The organism is Actinomadura kijaniata NBRC 14229 (assembly GCF_001552175.1).
Classification (GTDB): Bacteria; Actinomycetota; Actinomycetes; order Streptosporangiales; family Streptosporangiaceae; genus Spirillospora; species Spirillospora kijaniata.
Map to the genome: position 1 here is coordinate 25,038 of NZ_BCQR01000003.1, position 19,728 is coordinate 44,765.

The window sequence follows — 19,728 nt, forward strand, 5'->3', positions numbered from 1 at the left end:
CCGCGTGGCCTGGCAGCTCCACTACACCTCCGCGCGGCACGGCCCGACCGGGCGGGCGGGCTTCCAGTTCGTGGCCGAGACGCCGGGCCTGCCCGACGGGGTGCGGGCGAGGGTGACGCCGTACCTGTCGTACCGGCCGCCGCCGGACGCGCCGCTGTCGCCCGACGCGGCGGAGCTGGGGCGGTTCCCGGTGGCGCTGCTGTACGACGTGGTGGAGGGGCGCCCGCTGCTGCTGCGGTGCCGCTACCTGGGGCGCGACTACTCGGGGCGGTACGGGAACTTCTTCGCCCACGCGGTGGTGGCCGACCCGGACGAGCTGGAGGGCCTGCGGCCCGCCGAGCTGTGGGAGGCGCCGCTGTGGGCCGGGGAGCCCTCCGGGGACCCCGACCTCCCGGCGCTGGAGGACCTGGTCCCGGACGCCGGGGTCGCGCCCGACGCGCTCGCCGGGTGGCTGGCGGGCGTCCCCCACGCCTACACTCTGCTGGCCCGCCTGGTGGACGCGGTCACCGACGTGCTGGACCGCGGCCACGGCCGGGTCGTGCTGGTGGCGCGCGACGTGGCCGACGTCGCCCGGTGGATCGCGGTGCTGTCGTACTCGCTGCCGGTCGCGGCGACGGCGCGGATGTCGTTCGTGACCTACAGCGCCGACCCGGAGGGCGCCGGGCAGCGCCTGGTGGGCACCACGCCGGACGTGTGGGCGGCGGCCCGCCGCCCCGCCGGGCACGCCTTCGTCCTGGACGGCCCCGTCCCCGGCGGCGAGCCGAGCCGCTTCGCGCGCATGGTCGCCGCGTTCTGGCGGGAGGCGGACCTCCCCGGCCTGGACGCCCTGGCGGAGCTGGCGACGCTGGAGCCGGCGGCCCTGGAGCCGGCTGCCCTGGACCGGGCCGCCGCCCTGCTGGCCCTGTGCCGGGGCGAGGCCGGGATCCCCCCGGACGAGGAGGCGGCCGCGGCCGCGCTGCTGGCCCGCCACGGCGCCGCGATCCCCGACTGGGTGTGGCGGGACCTGGTCCCCGGCGTGCCGTCGATGGGCTTCGACCTGGCGGTGGCGGTCCACGACCGGGCCCGCGCCGCGGACGCGACGGACGTGGCCGCCCAGTGCGCCGCCCGCGCCGCCGTCCTGGCCCTGACCGCCCGGCATCCCCCGCCCCCGACGCCCAACGACGACACGACATCGACACGACCCCCAGGCCACACGCACCCCAGCGACACACGCGCGGCGGTTCGGGCAGCCGCGATACCGGCACGTGGCGGCGCGTGTGGTTTGACAGGCGAGTCGCCGCGTGCCGGCATGCGTGCGGCATCAGCAGCCGGGCTCCCGGCGCCTGGGGAGGTCTTGGCTCGGTTGCCTCGGTGCGTTCTGCCCGCCGGGGCGGGGGCGGAGGTCGCGGCGGTGGTGCGGGGGGCGCTGGGGGCCGCTTCCAGGGTGGACGAGGTCACCCGGATCGTCGCGGTGGCGGATCGGGTCGGGGTGCCCGTCGATCCGGCGGAGGTGACGGCCGCTGTGGCGGCGCGGGTGCGCGACGCCGACGTCGTGGCGGCGTTGGAGGTGTGCCCGGACGCGATGCGCGGGGCCGTCGTGGACGGGGTGCTGCGAGGGCTTGGGGAGGTCGGTGAGGAAACGCGGCGGGGGGTGCTCACCGATGACGTCTGTGATGTGCTGTACGGCGATCCCGGACCGCTGTGCGCCGTCCCCCTGGTGGCGTTGGCGGTGCTGGGGTCGGTGGGGCGGCGGTACCGGGAGCGGCGGGTCGCGGTGACCGGGCGGATGCTCGGGCTGCGGGTGTTCCCCGCCGACCTCGACCCGGTGCTCCGGGAGGTCTGGGCGGTGCCGCCCTCGCCCGGCGAGTGCCTGGAGCTGATGGAGGATCATGTCGAGCGGTTCCGGGAGCATCCCGCGCTGGCGGCGCTGCCGTCGCGGGCGTTCACCCGGCTCGCGGTGCCCGAGGGGGAGCGCCTGACCGGGGCCGACGCGCTGCGGCTGGCCGAACGCGTCCGGGCGCTGCTGCCCGACGGGACCGCCGCGCGGGACGCCGACGTCGTCCGGGCCTGCGCGGCGCTGGCGCGGGCCGAAGCGCCCGAGGACGCGGCGCGGGCCCTGGGCGCGATCGCCTTCACTGCGGGCGCCTCGCGGCGGTTGCGGGACGAGGCGTTCGCCGGGGCGGCGCGGCGGCTCGCGCGCCGGGACCCGGGGTTCCGGGCGGGGGTGCTGGCCGCCGCGTCCGAGCGGGTGCGGACCCGGCTCGCCGAACGCTGGGCCGCCGACCCGCCGGACCGGGCGGGCCGCGCCGAGCTCCTGGAGGTCGTGCTGCGGCTGCGCGGCCACGGCGTCGCCGACGCGGCCCTGGACGCGTGGGCGCGGGCGGCGGTCGGGCGGCGGTTCGCCGGGCGGCGGCTGGAGCACCGCTTCTCCGGCGACCCCGGGCTGCGGGCCGCGCTGCGCGACCTGATGGACGGGAGGTGAGCCCGTGCATCCCCTCGTCGCCCTGATCGTCGGCCTGCTGTGGGTCGGCGTGATGTGGGTGGGGTTCTGGCTGGTGTTCCCGGTGCTGTTCCCCGTCACGCTGGCCGCCGCCGGGCTCGGCGCGGTCGGCGTGTACCTGCTGCACGCTGCCCGGACGCTCGCCCCCGCCACGCTGCACGGCCCCTCGCCGGTCGCCGAGCCGGAGGTGTCCTACCGGCACTACCTGCTGGGACAGGTCTGGCGGGACTGGTGGGCGATCACCGCGACGGTCGTGCCGAAGGTGGCGCGGACCGGCCGCGCCCTCCTGCTGAGGATCACCGTGGTGCTGCTGGGCGGGCCGTGGGGGTTCTTCACGTTCCCGATCTGGGCCGCGCTGTGCGCGGGGATCCTGGCGGCGGCCGTGCCCGCCGCCGCGCTCGGCGCGGCGCTGACCGTGCTGTACGGCGTCGTCGCGGCGGTCGGGCTGGCGGGCTGGCTGGTGTGCGTGCTGGCGCTCGCCGCCGTGGAGCGCGTCTTCATGGCCACCGGCCGGATCCTCCAGACGTGCCCCCACCCGTTCTGTTACGAGCGGATCGGGCTGCCGGTGTACGAGTGCCCCGGCTGCGGCGCGCGGCACCCCCGGCTGGCGCCCGGCCCGGCGGGGGCGTTCCGGCACGTGTGCCGGTGCGGGACGCGGCTGCCGACGACGGTGCCGCTCGGCCGGTTCCGGCTGGCGGCGTACTGCCCGCACTGCGAGGGGCGGCTGCCGGACCGCATCGGGCGGGTGCGGGTGGAGCCGCTGCCCTTCGTGGGCGGCCCGGCGGCCGGGAAGACCACGTTCATGATGCTGGGCATCCGGGCGCTGCACGCGCGGGCACGGGCGGTCCACGGGCGGCTGGCGTTCGTGGAGGAGCGGCACGCCCACGCCTACGCGCAGGAGATCCGCGAGTTCGCCGAGGGCGGGCGCGCGGCCAAGACCGGGCCCGGGCTGCCGCTGGCGACGATGCTGGACGTGGAGCTGCCCGAGCCCGCGAACGCCCGGAAGGTCTCGCACCGCATCCTGTACCTGTTCGACCCGGCGGGCGAGCACTACACGGGCGCGACCGAGGTGGAGTCGCTGCGCTACCTCGACCACGGTGAGGCGCTGCTGTTCGTGGTGGACCCGTTCGCGCTGCCCCGCGTCCGGCACGCGCTCACCGCGGCCGAACGCGCCCTCGTCGAGGCGGCGGGCTCCTCGGAGGAGGACCCCGCCGACACCCTGCAACGCGTGCTGAACGAGCTGCGCACCCGCCCCGACCAGGGCCGCCAGAAGCGCGTCGCCGTCGTCGTGACCAAGCTCGACCTGCTGGTCCGCACCGGGATCGGCGAGGGCCTGGCGGACGACGGCGACCTGCGCGGCTGGCTGGAGCGGGTCGGGCTCGGCAACATGGTCCGCGTGCTGGACCAGGTCGCCGGGCGGGTCCGCTACCTCGGCTCGGGCCTGGACACCGACCCCGACGAGATCGCCGACCTTCTGTGCTGGGTGGGCGGGCTGTCCGGCGAGCGCGGCCTGGCCGGACGGTCGCCCGACCCCGGGGCGGAGGTGCCGGGCACCGCGCCGCTGCGCGCGCCCTGGCCGGTGCGGGGCCGGGGAGACGGCCGCGTTCCCGTGGGGTACCAGGTGGGCCGGTGGACGGTGCTGGCGGGGGTGGCGGCGGTGACGGCGGCCGCGATGACCGTCGCGTCGATCGCCGCCGCCGAACGGCTCCCCTTCTGAATCCGGGCACGCGGAAAACGATGCCCGGACCGTCCACGTGCGAACTCCGTGCCGGTGGCGGGCGTCCAACGCCACACGAGGGGGTACGACCCCGCCTGGAGATGGGGGCGGCACATGCCCGAGAACGACCCGAACCGGCACCCCGGACCACCCGCCGAGGAGGGCGGGACCGCGCGGCCCGCCGACGAGCGGGCGGCCGACGAGCGGGCGGAGCCGGGGCCCGAGGCTCCCGCGGAGGGGCCCGAGGCCCCCGCGGAGGAGCCCGAGCGGGCGCCCCAGGGGCCTGAGCTGTCCCGCAGGGCGATGCTGCTGCTGGGCGGCGGGGCCAGCGTGGGCGCGGCCCTGGTGCTCGGGGCGAGCCTGCTGGTCGGCGGGCACGGCGGGGCCGGGCACGGCGGCGCGGAGCCGTCCGAGCGGATCCGGCCGGTGGGCGACGGGCCGGTCTCCCCCGGCGCGCCGACGGCCGTCCCGCAACTGGCCGGGACGGGGTCGATGGCGGCCGTGGGGCTGCTGGCGGCGCGCCGCTTCCCGCTCGGCGGGATCATCCAGGTGCCGTCGTCGCAGCGTCCGGGCCTGGTGCTGCGCAGCCATCCCCCGGCCGGGGCGTCGGTCTCCGGCGGCACCCCCGTCACGCTGTACGTGTCGGCGGGCCGCGTCGGCGGCGACCGGGTCACCGTGCCGTACCTGGTCGGCCTGGGCGAGGCTCAGGCCCGCGCCAGCGCCGCCGCGCTCGGCCTGACCGTGCGGACCTCCGGCACCGGGGCCACGGTGCGCGCCCAGCAGCCCGCGCCCGGCTCCAGCGGCCCGAACGGCGCGACCGTCGCCCTCACCCTCGGGTGACTGTGACACATCACACTGTCTGACACGGCAGATAACGGTCCGTCATCGCGTTACCTTCACGAACGCACCCTCCGTCGGAAAGGTGACGAGATGACCGCGACCGTGCCCGAGACGACCCGCGCCCTGGACCTGGACCCGGACGCCCAGGACCTGCTGTTCCGCGAGGCCCGGACCGCCAACGCCTTCACCGGCGAGCCGGTCGGCGACGAGCGGGTCCACGCGATCTACGAGCTGGTCAAGTGGGGCCCGACCGCGATGAACGGCCAGCCGATGCGGCTGGTGGCCGTCCGCTCCCCCGAGGCCCGCGCGCGCCTGCTCCCGCACCTGGCCGAGGGCAACCGGGCCAAGACCGCGAGCGCGCCGCTGACGTTCGTCGTGGCCGCCGACACCGACTTCCACGAGCACCTGCCGGCCGTCTTCCCGCACGCCGCCGGGGCCCGCGACGCGATGGCCGCCAACCCCGGCCGCGAGGCCATGGCCCGCTTCAACGCCGCCATCCAGCTCGGCTACCTCATCGTCGGCATCCGCGCCGCCGGGCTGGCCGCCGGACCGATGGCCGGGTTCGACGCCGAGGGGATCCGGCGGGAGTTCCTGGACGGCACCCCGCTCGTCCCGATCGCCGTGGTCAACGTCGGCCACCCCGGCCCGGACGCCTGGTTCCCGCGCAACCCCCGGCTGGCGTTCGAGCAGGCCGTCACCATCGTCTGAGCCGTCCCCCGCGCCGCGCGCCCGTCCCGTTCAGGAGTTCCCCCATGGCCGAGGCCCCCTCCCCCACCGCCGCCCCGCCCGGCGCCTCCCCCGCCCCGCCGCCCGCCTCCCGCGGGCGGCGGGTCCGGCTGGTGATGCTGCTCGGCGCGCTCAGCGCGATGGCGCCGCTGTCGACCGACATGTACCTGCCCGCGTTGCCGCAGGTCAGCCAGGACTTTCACACCGGCGCGGCGCAGGCGCAGCTCACCTTGACCTTCAGCGTGGTGGGCCTGGCCCTCGGCCAGGTCGTGGCCGGGCCGCTCAGCGACCGGCTGGGCCGCCGCCGCCCGCTGCTGGTCGGGATGGCCGTCTACACGGTGGCGTCGCTGCTGTGCGCGCTGGCCCCGTCGATCGGGACGTTCGCCGCGCTGCGGCTGGTGCAGGGCGCGGCGGGCGCGGCCGGGATCGTCATCGCCCGGGCGGTCGTCCGCGACCTGTACGACGGGACCGCCGCCGCGAAGTTCTTCTCGACGCTGATGCTGGTCAACGGCCTGGCCCCGATCCTCGCGCCCGTGCTGGGCGGCCAGCTGCTGCGGCTGACCCCCTGGACGGGCGTGTTCGCGGTGCTCGCGGGGATCGGGGTGCTGCTGTTCCTGGGGTCGCTGCTGTGGCTGGGCGAGACGCTGCCCGCCGGGCAGCGGCAGACCGGTGGGCTCACCGCGACGCTGGGAACGTTCCGGGAGCTGCTGGCCGACCGGGCGTTCGTGGGCTACGCGCTGGCGCAGGCGCTGGCGTTCGCGGCGCTGTTCACCTACATCTCCGGCAGCCCGTTCGTGCTCCAGGACCTGTACCACCTGTCACCGCAGGCGTTCAGCGTCGTGTTCGCCGTCAACTCCCTCGGCATCATCGCCGCCGGGCAGATCAGCGGGCGGCTGGTGGGCCGGGTGCGGCTGCGGCGGCTGCTCGGCGCCGGGCTGGCGACCGTCACGGCCGGCGGGATCGCCCTGCTGGCGGCGGTGTCGGCCGGCCTCGGCCTGGTGGCCGTGCTGCCCGCGCTGTTCCTGGTCGTGGCGGGCCAGGGCCTGGTGCTGCCCAACGCCACGACGCTGGCGCTGTCGGGCCGCCCGCCCCGGGTCGCCGGGAGCGCCTCGGCGCTGGTGGGGCTGGCCCAGTTCGCGCTGGGCGGGGCCGCCGCGCCGCTGGCCGGGATCGGCGGGAACGGCACGGCGCTGCCGATGGCGATCACCATCGCCGCGACGGCCCTGGCGGCCGTGGCGGTCCTCACCCTCGTCCCGCCCCGCCACGCCGCCGACCCGGACACGGACGCGGACACGGACGCGCCACCGAACTGACCCCGCGGAAGATCGCGAAGCCACTGGGCGGTGGGGCCGGGAACACGGCGGCGGCCGAGGCGGGCCGAAAGGTCGAGGACGAGCACTCCGGCGCTGTCGTCCCGCCGGGCGGCCAGGGCGCCGGGACGGCCGACGTCCGCGACGTGGTCCCGCGCCTCCAGGGCCGCCGCCGACCCGCCGTTAACGCGGGGCCAGGGCCGCCAGGACGAAGGCCGAGACCTCCTCGGCGATCTCCTCGGCGGTCCTCGGGCCGTCGGGGCGGTACCACTGCGGCATCTGGTTGACCATGCCCAGCGCGATCTGCGTGACCGTCTCGGCCGAGGCGACCGCCGCGAACACGCCGTCCTTCTGGGCGTTCTCCACCAGGTCGCGGAACGCCACGTGGTAGCGGCGGCGGTCGGCGCGGACCGCGCGGCGGCGCTCGTCGTCCAGGTTGTGCATCTCCTGGCCGAACACCTTGGCCTCGTCGACGTGCGCGGCGGTGCTGCGGATCAGCTCGGTGAGGATCGCCCGCACCGTCTCGGCGGGCGGCAGCCCGGCGGCCAGGACCCGGTCCAGGTCGGCCAGCTGCCGGGTGATCAGCGAGTGGTAGATCTCGTAGAGCAGGTCGGTCTTGGAGTCGAAGTAGTGGTAGAGCGCGCCCTTGGTGACCTCGGCCGCCGCCACGACCTCCTGCACCGACGTGCCGTCGAAGCCGCGTTCGGCGAACAGCCGCACCGCCGCGTCCAGGATCCGCCGCCGGACCGGCACCGCCTGCTCACCGACCGACATCTTCGCTTCCTCCCCCATTGACGGGTGTGTGTCACCGCACTTAGCTTGCCAGAGACCGACCGGTCGGTATGCACGGGACCGGCAGCAGGAACCGGCAGCACGGAGGAGTCCCCCGATGCCCGTAGTCGAGACCGTCCGCGGCCCCGTCGACGTCGCCGCGCTCGGCCGCACGTTCATGCACGAGCACGTGTTCGTCCTGGACACCGAGCACATCCAGAACTACGGCGCGGGCGCGTGGTGGGACGAGGAGGAGCGGGTCGCCGACGCGATCGCCAAGCTGCGCCAGCTCGTCGACCGCGGCATCACCACGATCGCCGACCCGACCGTGTGGGGCCTCGGCCGGTACATCCCGCGCGTCCAGCGGATCGCCGAGCAGGTCCCCGAGCTCAACATCATCCCCGCGACCGGGCTCTACACCTACAACGACGTGCCGTTCCAGCTGATCTACCGGGGGCCGGACACGCTGCTGGGCGGGCCGGACCCGCTGGTGGAGAACTTCGTGCGCGACCTGACCGAGGGCATCGCCGACACGGGCGTGAAGGCGGCGTTCCTCAAGTGCGCGATGGACGCGCCCGGCCTCACCCCCGGCGTCGAACGCGTCATGCGCGCGGTCGCCGCCGCGCACCGCGAGACCGGCGCGCCCGTCACCGTGCACACCCACAGCGACAGCCACGCGGGCCGCGTCGTGGTGGGGCTGCTCGGCAAGGAGGGCGTGGACCTGTCGAAGGTCGTGATCGGGCACGCGGGCGACAGCAACGACCTGGACTACCTGATGGAGCTCGCCGACACCGGCGCGATCCTCGGGATGGACCGGTTCGGGCTGGACCTGCTGAACCCGACCGCCGACCGGGTCGCCACGATCGCGGCGCTGTGCGAGCGCGGCTACACCGACCGGATGGTGCTGTCGCACGACGCGGCCTGCTACATGGACTGGTTCGGCCCCGACCCCGAGCTGCTGCGCGATCTGGCCCCCAACTGGAACTACCGGCACATCACCGACGACGTCCTCCCGGCGCTGAGGGAGCGGGGCGTGACCGACGCGCAGATCGACCAGATGCTGGTCGGCAACCCGCGGCGCTACTTCACCCGCGAGTCCTGACGGCGCGATGCACGCGGAGCCCACCGAGCGGAACGGCGCGGGCTCACCGGGATGCCTGGTGGTGCCGGCGGCGCTGCTGGTCCTGCTCGCCGTCGTCCTGCTCCGGCCGCTGCTGGGCGACGACCGGGGAGCCGCGCCCCCGGCGACGACGGCGACGGCGCCGCCGGCCAGTACCGCGAAGCCGAGCGGGCGGCGGCCCGGCGTGGTCAACATCGAGAGCGAGCAGGCGCTGCGCGGCACCCGCAGCGCCGGGACCGGCATCGTCGTCACCCCCTCCGGCCTGGTGCTGACCAACAACCACGTCATCCAGGGCGCCACGTCCCTCACCGGCACCGACACCGACAACCGCCGCACCTACCGGGCCCGCGTGCTCGGCTACGACAAGAACGGCGACCTGGCCGTCCTCCAGCTGGAGGGCGCGTCGCGGCTGAAGCCCGCCGTGTTCGGGGACGCCGCCCGGGTGCGGATCGGCGACCCGGTCACCGCCGTGGGCAACGCGGGCGGCCGGGGCGGCACCCCGTCGGTGGTGACCGGCAGGGTCACGGCGCTGGAGCAGGTGGTGACGGCCCGCGACGCCAACGACGGCGGCGTGGAGCGCCTCACCGGCCTCATCGAGACCGACGCCCCGCTCCGGCCCGGCAACTCCGGCGGCCCGCTGCTCAACTCCGCGGGCGAGGTCATCGGCGTCAACACGGCGGCGTCGGCCGACTACCGGATGGACTCCGGCGACGCCCGGCAGGGCGCCCCGCGCGGCTACGCCATCCCCTCCGGCCACGCGCTGGCCGTCGCCCGCCAGATCGAGCGCGGCGAGGCGTCGGCGACCGTGCACATCGGGCCCACGCCGCTGCTGGGCGTCCGGGTCCGGGCCGGGGGCGGCTCCGGCGCGCTGGTGGAGGAGGTGGTCCCCGGCGCGCCCGCCGAGGCCGCCGGGGTCCCGAAGGGCGCGATGATCGTCGCGCTGGGCGGCCGCCCGGTCGACTCCCCCGACAAGCTGACCGAACTGCTCCTGGCCCACCGTCCGGGCGACACGGTCCGCCTGGAGTGGACGGGGCCGGGCGACGGGACGCGCCGCGCCGCCGACGTCCGGCTCGCCGAGGGCCCGCCCCAGTAGCCGTCAGTCCCGCGCGATCCGGCGCAGGGCGTGCTCGGGCCGGTGGGCGGTGACACCGGAGTCGATGACGACGGTCTGGCCGGTGACGCACCGCGCCTCCGCCGAGGCCAGGAACGCGACCAGCGCGGCGACGTCCTCGGGCTCGCAGGCGTCGGGCAGCACGCGTTCGGCGGCCTTCTCCGCCAGCCGTCCGGGGCTCATCACGCGGCGGGCCAGGTCGGTCAGCACCAGGCCCGGCGCGACGGCGTTGCAGCGGATGCCCCGGTCGCCGTACATGGTGGCGACATAGCGGGTGAAGGAGACCAGCGCGGCCTTCGCCGAGCCGTAGGCGGCGTGGTCGGCGTCGCCGAGCAGCGCCGACACCGACGCGGTGTTGACGATCGCCGAGCCCGCGCCCATGCGCGGCACCGCGTGCTTGACGCCCAGCATCGCGCCGCGCAGGTTCACCGCCATCGTGCGGTCCCACACCGCCACGTCCATGTCGGTCAGGTCCAGGTCGCGGCCGTACACCTCACGCGACAGCACGGCGGCGTTGTTGTGCAGCACGTCCAGCCGCCGCGCGGGCCCGGCGGCGGCCTCCACCATCGCGCGCACGTCGTCCTCGACCGAGACGTCCCCGGTGACCGCGCGCGCCGTGCCGCCGTCGGCGACGATCAGCCGGACGGTCTCGGCGGCGGTGACGCCGTCGATGTCGGCCACCGTCACCGTCGCTCCCTCGGCCGCCAGCCGCCGGGCGGTCGCCCGGCCGATGCCCGAGCCGCCACCGGTGACCAGGGCCGTGCGCCCCGCGAACCGCATCAGTGCCACCTCCGTGGAGCGACCCCCGGACCCCCGCGTGCCCGATGCGGGAATCCTCCTTCGTCCGGTTCCCTCATCAGGCGTCCCACTCGACGGGCAGGGTCGCCAGGCCGCGGCCCACCAGGCTCCGGCGGTACACCGGCGGCGGGGCGCCCGCGGCGGCGCGGAGGCCGGGCAGGCGCCCGGCCAGGCGCTCGAACGCGACGCGCATCTTCAGGCGGCTGAGCGCCGCGCCCACGCAGTGGTGGACGCCGTGGCCGAACACCAGGTGGTCGCGGGCGTTGGGGCGGCGGACGTCGAAGCGTTCGGGGTCGGGGAAGACCGTCTCGTCGTGGGCGGCCGAGTCGGTGTGCAGCAGGATCTGGGCCCCGGTCGGGACCGTGACGCCGTGCAGCGTGACCGGGCGCGTGGCGGTGCGGAAGCTGCCCAGGCTCGCGCCGTCGATCCGCAGCGACTCCTCGATCATGCCGGGGATCGCCGCCGGGTCGGCGACGACCTCGCGCCAGGCGGCGGGCTCGCGGGTGAGGCGGTGGACGGCGTTGGACAGGGCGTTGGGCACGGTGTCGTTGCCTCCCAGCAGCAGGGCGCTGATCGTCTCGACGACCTCGCGGTGGGTCAGCCCGTCCGGGCCGGTGTCGATCAGGCCCGCGGTGAGCGAGGCGAAGTCGTCGCGCGGCTCGGCGCGGCGCGCGGTGACCAGGCGGTCCACGTAGTCGAGGTACTTCAGGAAGTCCCGGGCGAGGTCGCGCTGCCGCGCGGGCGGCTGCGGCGACAGGAACAGCTGGAACCAGGCCAGCACGTACCGCTTGACCCGCTGCTCGTCCTCGGGCGGGACGCCGATGAACGCCGCCGACAGCCGCGCCGACGGCCCGTGGGCGATGTCGGCGACGAAGTCGGCGCGGCCGCGCGGGGCCACGCGGCCCAGCGCCGCGTCCACCTCGGCGCGGAACCGGTCGCCGAGCCGCTCCACCGCGCGGGGGGTGAACGCCCGGGAGATCGCGCGGCGGATGCGGGTGTGCTTGGGCGGGTCCACGTTGGCGGCGAAGTCGTCCAGGAACGACCGGTGCTCCCCCAGCATCCCCCGCACCTCGGCGGTGAGCGTGCGGGAGATCGTCAGGGAGCCGACGCTGGAGAACGTCGCGTGGTCCCGGTAGGCCGAGCGCACGTCCTCGTACCGGGTCAGCACCCACATCCGCAGGTGGTCGCTCCAGAAGACGGGGCGCTCGTGGCGCAGGCGGCGCAGGAAGGGGTAGGGGTCCGCCACGTGCCAGTCGGCGGTGACGTCGAAGTCGGTGGCGGTGTCGGGGCCCGTCATCGGCGGCCTCCCAGGATGCGGCGGGGGTTGTCGACGAGCATCTGCCGGATCTGCTCCTCGGTGACCCCGGCGGCGCGCAGCGCGGGCAGCACGTCGTGGGGGATGTGCAGCAGGTGGTAGTTCGGGTGGCGCCGCCTGACGACCTCGGGGTCGAAGCGGTCGTTGAAGCAGTAGGAGTCGTGGGACAGGACCATGCGGTCGGCGTGGCCGCGTTCGCACAGCGCAGCCACGGTCGCCACGCGGTCCGCGAACGAGGTGAACTCGATCCCGAACCGGTCCATGCCCAGGTAGGACCCGCCCGCGATCAGCTCCTCCAGGTAGGCCAGGTCGGTGGAGTCGCCCGCGTGGCCGATCACGACGCGGGACGGGTCCACGCCCTCCTCGGCCAGCAGCCGCTGCTGGTCCAGGCCGTTGCGGGTGGCGGACTCGCTGTGCGTGGTGATCGGCACGCCGGTCTCGCGGTGGGCGGCGGCCACGGCGCGGATGACGCGCTCGACGCCGGGCGTGATCCCCTTGCGGCCGGTCGCGCACTTGAGCATCCCGGCCTTGACGCCGGTGCGGCCGATGCCCTCGGTGATGTCGCGGACGAAGAACTCCGCCAGCCGGTCCGGGCCGCCGAACAGCGTGCCGGGGCCGCGGTTGCCGAAGTAGGGCGGCAGCTCGTCGTAGGTGTACAGGCCGGTGGCGGCGACGATGTTGATCTCGGTGAGCGCGGCGACGCGCTGGACGGACGGGACGTGGCGGCCGAGGCCGACCACCGTCAGGTCCACGATGGTGTCGATCCCGGCGGCCTTCAGGGCGTCCAGCCTGCCCGCCGCCTCCCGGGCGCGCTCCTCCGGGTCCCAGCCCTCGGGGATGTCGGGCCAGTTCCACAGGATCTCCGGGCTGAGGCCGAAGACGTGCTCGTGCATCAACGTGGCGCCCGCGTCGGCGACCGGGCCCCGCACCGTCTCGATCATGAGGTGGGCACCACCGGGAACCTCGGGTGGTCGAACGGCTCGTTCACCGTCAGCCCCAGGCCGTCGGTCTGGCCGTAGGGCGCGCCGGTGTAGAGCGTCGCCGCGTCGAAGTAGGTCGCGGTGAACGACAGCCGCGGCCGGTCGCGCCGGTTCGCCGGGGCGCCGTGGACCACCAGGCTGTGGTGGACGGTCGCGTCGCCCGCCGCCAGGTCGAACGGCTCCGACGGCTCCAGGGTCTCCAGCCACGGATGGCGGCTGAGCGCGTCGTCGTCCTCGCGCACGAAGCTGCGGCCCAGCGGCCCGTACCGGTGCGAGCCCTCGTAGAAGCGCAGCGCGCCCATGTCGGCGGGGACGTCGTCCAGCGCCAGCCACACCGTCAGCATCGACGCCCGGTCCATCGGCATCCAGGGGAAGTCCTGGTGGAAGGCGGTCGCGCCGTGCCCGCCGCCTCCGTCGGCGACGGGTTCCTTGACCAGCAGGTTGGTGACCTGGAGGCGGACGGCGTCCACCCCGGTCAGCAGCCGGGTCGCGTTGCGGGCCAGCACCGGCGACAGCGCCAGCGCCGCGAACGCCGGGTCGTGCCGCGCGATGTCGCGGTCCTGCCCGAACGCCCGGTCCACGAGGGCGTTGCGGAACCCGCCGGGCCGCTCGTCGAGGCGTTCCAGGGCCCGTTCCCGCAGGTCGGTGACGAACTCCGGGCCGACCAGGCCGGGCAGCCGCACCCAGCCGGCGGCGCGGAAGCGCGCGGTCTCCCGCTCGGTCACCTCGCGGACGGGGGCCTGCGTCACCGGAACGCCCATGGGCGTGACGGTAACGCCGAACCCGGAGATGTAGCAAGCGCTTGGTATATCGTGCGGGCATGCGACCGTTCCGTTTCGCGGCGGTGCTGCGGTCGGCGGGGTCCGGGCGCGCGTGGGCCGACGGGGCGCGCCGCCTGGAGGACGCCGGGTTCGACGCGCTGCTGGTCCCCGACCATCTGGTCGGCCCCCGGCTCGCCCCGGTCGCCGCGCTGACGGCGGCGGCCTGCGCCACGACCCGGCTGCGGGTCGGCACGCTGGTGTTCGCCAACGACTTCCGCCACCCGGCCGTCCTCGCCAAGGAGGCCGCCACCCTGGACCTGCTGTCGGACGGGCGGCTGGAGTTCGGCATCGGCACCGGCTGGATGGCGCACGACTACCACCGCGCGGGCCTGCCCCTGGACCCGCCCGGAACGCGCGTGGACCGCCTCGCCGAGGCGATCGACGTGCTGAAGGGGCTGTGGCGCGGCGGGCCGTTCAGCTACCAGGGGGCGCACTACCGCCTCGACGGCCTCCAGCAGGAGCCCACGCCCGTCCAGCGCCCGGGGCCGCGCCTGCTGCTGGGCGGCGGCGGTCCCCGGATGCTGCGCCTGGCCGCCCGCGAGGCCGACGTCGTCAACCTCACCACGCGCACGCTCCCCGACGGCTCCGGCCCCGACCCGGCCGACGGCGGCCCGGACGCGTTCCGCCGCAAGGTCGAGATCCTGCGGGAGGCGGCCGGCGACCGCTTCGGCGACCTGGAGCTCGGCACCTCGGTCCTGGCGGTCGGCGCGGGCCGCGCCCCCGCCGCCTGGAGCGCCGCCGACCCGGCCGCCCAGCACGACACCCCGCAGGTGCTGCCCGGCGACCCCACCGCGATCACCGAACACCTGCTCCGCTGGCGCGCCGACCTCGGCCTGTCCTACTTCGTGCTGCACCACGAGGCCGACCTACCCGCCTTCACCCCCGCCGTCGCCGCATTGGCCGGCCGCTGAACGCTCCGGGAAAACCGAACGCCCCCGAGAGACCGAGCGCCCCCGGCCCCAAGGCGTCCCCGGGCCCAAAGCGTCCCCGGACCCCGGGCGTCCCCGGATCCCGGGCGCCCCCAGTCCCAAGGGCGCCCCCGGTCCCAAGAGCGCCCTCGAACCCCGGGCGTCCCCCGGACCCCGGGCGTTCCCGGCCCAAGGGCGTTCCCGGCCCCAAAGCGTTCCTCAGGCTCCGAGCGCCTCCGGACGCACTGGGATCCCCCGGACGCCGGACGTTCCCGAGACGCCGGGTGTTTCCGGCCCCGGACGTTCACCCGACCCCGGACGTTCATCGGTCCCCGGGCGTTCGTCGAAGGGTTCGCCACTTTTCGCGGCCGGCCGATCGCGGCGCGTGGGCGCGACGTACCATGTGGGCGTCCCCTCGACCCCTACGCGACCCGCGAGGCAGCGGTGGCGAGTCCGCAAGCATGGCCGGGCAACCTGCCCGCCGAGACGAGCAGCTTCATCGGCCGCCGGGACGAACTGGCCGAGGTGCGTCGCACGCTGGACCGCGCGCGGCTGGTCACCCTGCTGGGGCCGGGCGGGGTCGGCAAGACCCGGCTGGCGCTGCGGGCGGCGTCCGGGGTGCGCCAGGCGTTCCCCGGCGGCGTGTGGCTGGTGGAGCTGTCGGCGCTGCGCGCCCCCGAGCTGATCGCCCACACCGTCGCCCAGACGCTGCGGCTGCCCGGCCCGGCCGCCGGGGACCCGGTCGACCTGCTGGCCGACCACCTCGCCGACGCCGCCCCGACGCTGCTGGTCCTGGACACCTGCGAGCACCTGGTGCACGCCTGCGCGATGCTCGCCGAGACGCTGCTGACCGTCGCCCCCGCGCTGCGGATCCTGGCCACCAGCCGGGAGTCGCTGAACACCGTCGGCGAGTACACCGTCCTGGTCGCCCCGCTGGAGGTGCCCCGCACCGGCGACCCCGAGCCCGACGGCTGCGACTCGGTGGAGCTGTTCGCCGAGCGCGCCGCCGCCTGCCGTCCCGGCTTCGCGCTGGCCCGGCACAACCGCGCCGCCGTCGCCCAGCTGTGCCGCCGCCTGGAGGGCATCCCGCTCGCCCTGGAGCTGGCGGCCGTCGGGCTGCGCGCGATGCCGATCGAGCAGATGGTCGAACGCCTGGACGACCGGTTCCGGCTGCTGGGCCCCGCCCGCACCGGCGAGCACCGCCACCGCACCCTGCGCACCGCGATCACCTGGAGCCACGACCTGTGCGTCCCGCCCGAGCGGATGCTGTGGGCGCGGCTGTCGGTGTTCCCCGGCGGGTTCGACCTGGAGGCCGTCGAGCGCGTCTGCACCGACGAGCACCTGCCGGTCGGCGAGCTGCTCGACGTGCTGACCATGCTGGTGGACAAGTCCATCGTGCGGTTCGACCCGTCCGGCCCTCGGTACCGGATGCTCGACACCCTGCGCGAGTTCGGCACCGAGCTGCTGGAGCGCAGCGGCGAGGCGCCCGTCCTGCACGAGCGGCACCGCGACCACTACGCCGCCCTCGCCGAGCGCGCCGTCGCCGGGCGGCGCGGCGACCGGCAGCTCGCCTGGGTCGACCGGCTCCAGGAGGAGGACGACAACCTGCGCGCCGCGCTGGAGTGGTCGCTGGCCACCCCCGGCCAGGAGCGGGCGGGCCTGCGGCTGGCGGTGCTGCTGTGCGACCACTGGTTCCTCACCGGCCGCCTCGGCGAGGGCCTGGACTGGTACCGGCGGGCGCTGGCGGCCGTTCCCGGCCGGACCTTCGAGCACGGCCGGGCGCTGTACGGGGCCGGGCTGTACGCGATCCTGCGGGCCGACCCCGCGGAGGCCGGGGCGCTGCTGGCCGAGGCGCTGGCCGTCGCCGACGCCGCCGGCGACCCGGACCTGCGCGCCCACGCCCTGCACGAGCTGGGCCGCTGCCGCTTCCACGTCGGCGACCTCGACGGGGCGCTGGACCTGTACCGGCGGGCCCGGCGGGGCTACCGGGAGGCCGGGGCGCGCAGCACGATGTCCGCGACGATCCACGCCGACCTGGCCTCGGTGCACGCCGTGCGCGGCGACCACGGGCGGGCGCACGACCTGTGCGAGGAGGGCATCGCGGCCTGCGCCGCGGCCGGTGAGCGGTGGGGCCGCGCCGTCACCGTCCTGACGCGCGCCGCGACGCACTGGCTCGGCGGCGCGTGCGACCGGGCGGTCTCCGACGTCCGCGACTGCCTGCCGGTGCTGGCGGCGTTCGACAACCTGCGGGCCATCGCGCGGAGCCTGGACCTGCTGATGGTGTGCGCCGCCACCACCGGCGACCACGAGCGCGCCGCCGTGCTCGCCGGGGCCGCCGAGTCACTGTGGGAACGCCACTGCGCCCCCGACCGGCGCGGCGTCCACTACGTCGCGCTGCGGGCCGCCGGGGTCGACGCCGCCCGCCGCGGCCTGGGCGGGGAACGCTTCGGCGCCCTGCTCGCCCGGGGCCGCGCCATGCCGACCGAGCAGGCGGTCGCGTTCGCCCTGGACGGCTGACGCCGCGGCGGGCCGGGCGGCGCGGATCGCCGCGGGGCGGAACATCACAAGACGGCAAGAAGAACCGTCACCCTCGGTGATCACGCCTGCCGGAGACGTAGCATCGTTGGCCGTCCCCCAGTGATCCGAGGCGACCATGACGAACTCTGACGGGCTGCCGGCCGAGCCGACCCCCTTCATCGGTCGGCGGCGCGAGCTGGCGGCGGTCCGCCGTGCGATGGACCGGTCCAGGCTGGTCACGCTGTGCGGTCCGGGCGGGGTCGGCAAGACGCGGCTGGCGCTGCGCACGGCGGCGACGGCCGGCGACGGTTTCCCCGACGGGATCCTGTTCGTGGAGCTCTCGGCACTGCGCGAGCCGGACCTGCTGACCCGCACCGTGGCGACGGCGCTGCGGTTGCCCGACACCGCCACCGGAGACCCGCTGGAGCGGCTGGCGGCGCACCTGGCCGACAAGCGGATGCTGCTGGTGCTGGACGCCTGCGAGCACCTCATCGACGCCTGCGCGCGGCTGGCCGAGACGCTGGTGCGGGCCGCGCCGGGGGTGCGGATCCTGGCGACCAGCCGGGAGCTGCTGGACGTGGTCGGCGAGCACCACATCACGGTCGAGCCGATGCCGGTCCCGGCGCCGGGCGACCCGTTGACGGGCGAGGAGTACGACGCGGTGGCGCTGTTCACCGAGCGGGCCGCCGCGTCCGCGCCGGGCTTCGTCCTCACCCCCGGCAACCGGGCCGCGGTGACGCGGCTGTGCCACCGCACCGAGGGCCTGCCGCTGGCGATCGAGCTGGCGGCGGTGCGGCTGGCGACGACGCCGGTGGAGCGGCTGGCCGACCGCCTCGACGCGTCGCTGCGGCTGCGCGGCCACCACCAGAGGGCGGCGGTGGAGTGGAGCCGCGACCTGTGCGACGAGCGGGAGCGGCTGCTGTGGGCGCGGCTGTCGGTGTTCCCCGGCGACTTCGGCCCCGACGAGGCCACCGCCGTGTGCTCCGACGGGGACGCCGGGCCGCTGCCCGCCGCCGAGCTGCCCGAGGTGCTGGCGCGGCTGGTGGGGCGGTCGCTGGTGCGGCGCGACGGCGGCCGCCACCGGATGCTGGACACGCTGCGCGAGTACGGCGCGGAGCTGCTCGCCGAGCACGGCGAGTTCGACCTGCTGCGCGACCGCCATCTGGAGCACTTCACCGCGCTGGCGCGGCGGGCCGTGGGCGCGGCGATGTCGCCCGCCCAGCTGGACTGGCACCGGCGGCTGCGCGCGGTGGACGCCGACCTGCGGGTGGCGCTGGAGCGGGCGCTGACCACGCCCGGCCGGGAGCGGGCGGGACGGCGGCTGGCGGTGCTGCTGCGCGGCCACTGGTACGCGACCGGCCGCTACGGCGAGGGCCGCGACTGGCACCGGCGGGCGCTGGCGGCCGTTCCCGAGGACACCGGCCCCGAAGAGCGCGCCGAACGCGGCTGGACGCTCTACGGGGCGGGCATGTTCGCGGTGTTGCAGGGCGACATGGACGCCGGGGACCCGTGGCTGGCCGAGGCGCTGGAGATCGCCGGGGCGCTCGGCGACGCGCGGCTGCGCGCGCACGTGCTGCACGAGCAGGGCCGGTCCCTGTTCCACCGGGGCCGCGTGGCGGAGGCCGAGGCGCTGTTCGGCGAGGCCGACACGCTGTACGCGCGCGACGGCCACCCGTCCCCGGACGCGTTGACGGTCTTCGTGGACCTGGCGGCGGCCCGGGCGCTGAGCGGCGACCCGGCGGGCGCCGTGCGCCGCTGCGAGGGGGCCCTGACCGTGTGCGACGCGACCGGGGAGCGGTGGGCGCGGTCGTTCGCGCTGTGGATGCGCGGCGCGGCGCGCTGGCTGGGCGGCGACCCGGACGGGGCCGAGGCCGACGTGCGCGGGTGCCTGCGGGAGAAGGTGGAGTTCGACGACCTGGTGGGCGTCGCCATGGCCCTGGACGTGCTGATGGTGTGCGCGGCGACGCGCGGGGCGGCCGAGCGCGCCGCCGTGCTGGCCGGGGTCACCGACGGGCTGTGGGAGGCGCTGCGCACGCCGGTGCCGCGCGGCCCGCACTACGCGGACCTGCGCGCCGGGAGCGTCCGCTCGGCCGTCGGGGCGCTGGACGGGGAGGCCGCGCGGGAGGCGCTGGCGCGGGGCCGGGCGATGCCGCTGGGCGACGCCGTCGCGTTCGGCCTGTCGGACCGGGAGCGCCCGGCCCCGGAGGGCCCCCCGGAGGACTCCGCGCGGGGCTGACCACGCCGTTCCCGCCGGATGGTGCGACAGTAGGAGGAGCAGGTACGAGCAGCGGGCACGACGGGCGGGAACGTCGTGA

The 19,728-nt window shown here is 76.3% G+C and carries 15 protein-coding genes; 10 read left to right on the top strand and 5 right to left on the bottom strand.

Annotated features, from left to right (window positions below):
* Window positions 1-4 precede the first annotated feature (4 nt).
* The 5 genes from AKI01S_RS01045 (at window position 5) to AKI01S_RS01065 (ending at window position 7,075) form a co-directional block, all read left to right on the top strand.
* Entirely contained in the window at window positions 5-2,461 is a 2,457-nt protein-coding gene (locus AKI01S_RS01045; protein WP_067811217.1) for a GAP1-N2 domain-containing protein, read from the top strand.
* A 4-nt stretch (window positions 2,462-2,465) separates the two neighbouring features.
* Window positions 2,466-4,196, top strand: a complete 1,731-nt coding sequence (locus AKI01S_RS01050) for a TRAFAC clade GTPase domain-containing protein (RefSeq protein ID WP_067811220.1) — start codon at window positions 2,466-2,468, stop codon at window positions 4,194-4,196.
* Between the two features lie 114 nt (window positions 4,197-4,310).
* Window positions 4,311-5,036: a PASTA domain-containing protein gene (locus tag AKI01S_RS01055; RefSeq protein WP_067811223.1), complete on the top strand. Its 726-nt coding sequence runs from the start codon at window positions 4,311-4,313 to the stop codon at window positions 5,034-5,036.
* Between the two features lie 90 nt (window positions 5,037-5,126).
* Entirely contained in the window at window positions 5,127-5,744 is a 618-nt protein-coding gene (locus AKI01S_RS01060) for a malonic semialdehyde reductase (protein ID WP_067811226.1), read from the top strand.
* Window positions 5,745-5,788: 44 nt separating this feature from the next.
* The gene (locus tag AKI01S_RS01065; protein ID WP_067811228.1) at window positions 5,789-7,075 is read left to right on the top strand and encodes a multidrug effflux MFS transporter; all 1,287 of its coding nucleotides are present in this window, start codon (window positions 5,789-5,791) and stop codon (window positions 7,073-7,075) included.
* Window positions 7,076-7,255: 180 nt separating this feature from the next.
* On the opposite strand, the gene AKI01S_RS01070 is transcribed toward AKI01S_RS01065, so the two are convergent.
* Window positions 7,256-7,846, bottom strand: coding sequence for a TetR/AcrR family transcriptional regulator (locus AKI01S_RS01070; RefSeq protein ID WP_083998713.1), 591 nt, complete (start codon window positions 7,844-7,846; stop codon window positions 7,256-7,258).
* Between the two features lie 115 nt (window positions 7,847-7,961).
* Between AKI01S_RS01070 and AKI01S_RS01075 the strand changes: the two genes are divergently transcribed.
* Complete coding sequence (locus AKI01S_RS01075) at window positions 7,962-8,945, top strand: phosphotriesterase family protein (RefSeq protein WP_067811232.1); 984 nt, start codon at window positions 7,962-7,964, stop codon at window positions 8,943-8,945.
* Between the two features lie 7 nt (window positions 8,946-8,952).
* Window positions 8,953-10,056 (top strand): S1C family serine protease, encoded by a 1,104-nt coding sequence (locus AKI01S_RS01080; RefSeq protein ID WP_083998715.1) that lies wholly within the window; start codon window positions 8,953-8,955, stop codon window positions 10,054-10,056.
* A 3-nt stretch (window positions 10,057-10,059) separates the two neighbouring features.
* Here the strand turns inward: AKI01S_RS01080 and AKI01S_RS01085 are convergent, their stop codons facing one another.
* The 4 genes from AKI01S_RS01085 to AKI01S_RS01100 all read right to left on the bottom strand — a co-directional run bounded on the left by AKI01S_RS01085 (window position 10,060) and on the right by AKI01S_RS01100 (window position 13,928).
* Window positions 10,060-10,854: an SDR family NAD(P)-dependent oxidoreductase gene (locus AKI01S_RS01085; protein ID WP_067811234.1), complete on the bottom strand. Its 795-nt coding sequence runs from the start codon at window positions 10,852-10,854 to the stop codon at window positions 10,060-10,062.
* Window positions 10,855-10,930: 76 nt separating this feature from the next.
* Window positions 10,931-12,169 carry a cytochrome P450 gene (locus AKI01S_RS01090; RefSeq protein ID WP_067811235.1) on the bottom strand — a complete coding sequence of 413 codons (1,239 nt, stop codon included), beginning with the start codon at window positions 12,167-12,169 and terminating at the stop codon, window positions 10,931-10,933.
* Window positions 12,166-13,128, bottom strand: a complete 963-nt coding sequence (locus AKI01S_RS01095; protein WP_067811237.1) for a phosphotriesterase family protein — start codon at window positions 13,126-13,128, stop codon at window positions 12,166-12,168. The genes AKI01S_RS01090 and AKI01S_RS01095 overlap by 4 nt, the downstream gene beginning before the upstream one ends.
* Complete coding sequence (locus AKI01S_RS01100) at window positions 13,125-13,928, bottom strand: phytanoyl-CoA dioxygenase family protein (RefSeq protein ID WP_067811239.1); 804 nt, start codon at window positions 13,926-13,928, stop codon at window positions 13,125-13,127. Before AKI01S_RS01100 ends, AKI01S_RS01095 begins: the two co-directional genes overlap by 4 nt.
* A 59-nt stretch (window positions 13,929-13,987) precedes the next feature.
* Between AKI01S_RS01100 and AKI01S_RS01105 the strand changes: the two genes are divergently transcribed.
* From AKI01S_RS01105 to AKI01S_RS01115, 3 genes are all read left to right on the top strand, one after another.
* A complete protein-coding gene (locus AKI01S_RS01105; protein ID WP_067811241.1) occupies window positions 13,988-14,899 on the top strand; it encodes a TIGR03621 family F420-dependent LLM class oxidoreductase in 912 nt (303 codons plus the stop codon).
* A 441-nt stretch (window positions 14,900-15,340) separates the two neighbouring features.
* Complete coding sequence (locus AKI01S_RS01110; RefSeq protein ID WP_067811244.1) at window positions 15,341-17,413, top strand: ATP-binding protein; 2,073 nt, start codon at window positions 15,341-15,343, stop codon at window positions 17,411-17,413.
* Between the two features lie 136 nt (window positions 17,414-17,549).
* Window positions 17,550-19,649 carry an ATP-binding protein gene (locus AKI01S_RS01115; RefSeq protein WP_067811247.1) on the top strand — a complete coding sequence of 700 codons (2,100 nt, stop codon included), beginning with the start codon at window positions 17,550-17,552 and terminating at the stop codon, window positions 19,647-19,649.
* The last annotated feature ends 79 nt before the right edge of the window (window positions 19,650-19,728 follow it).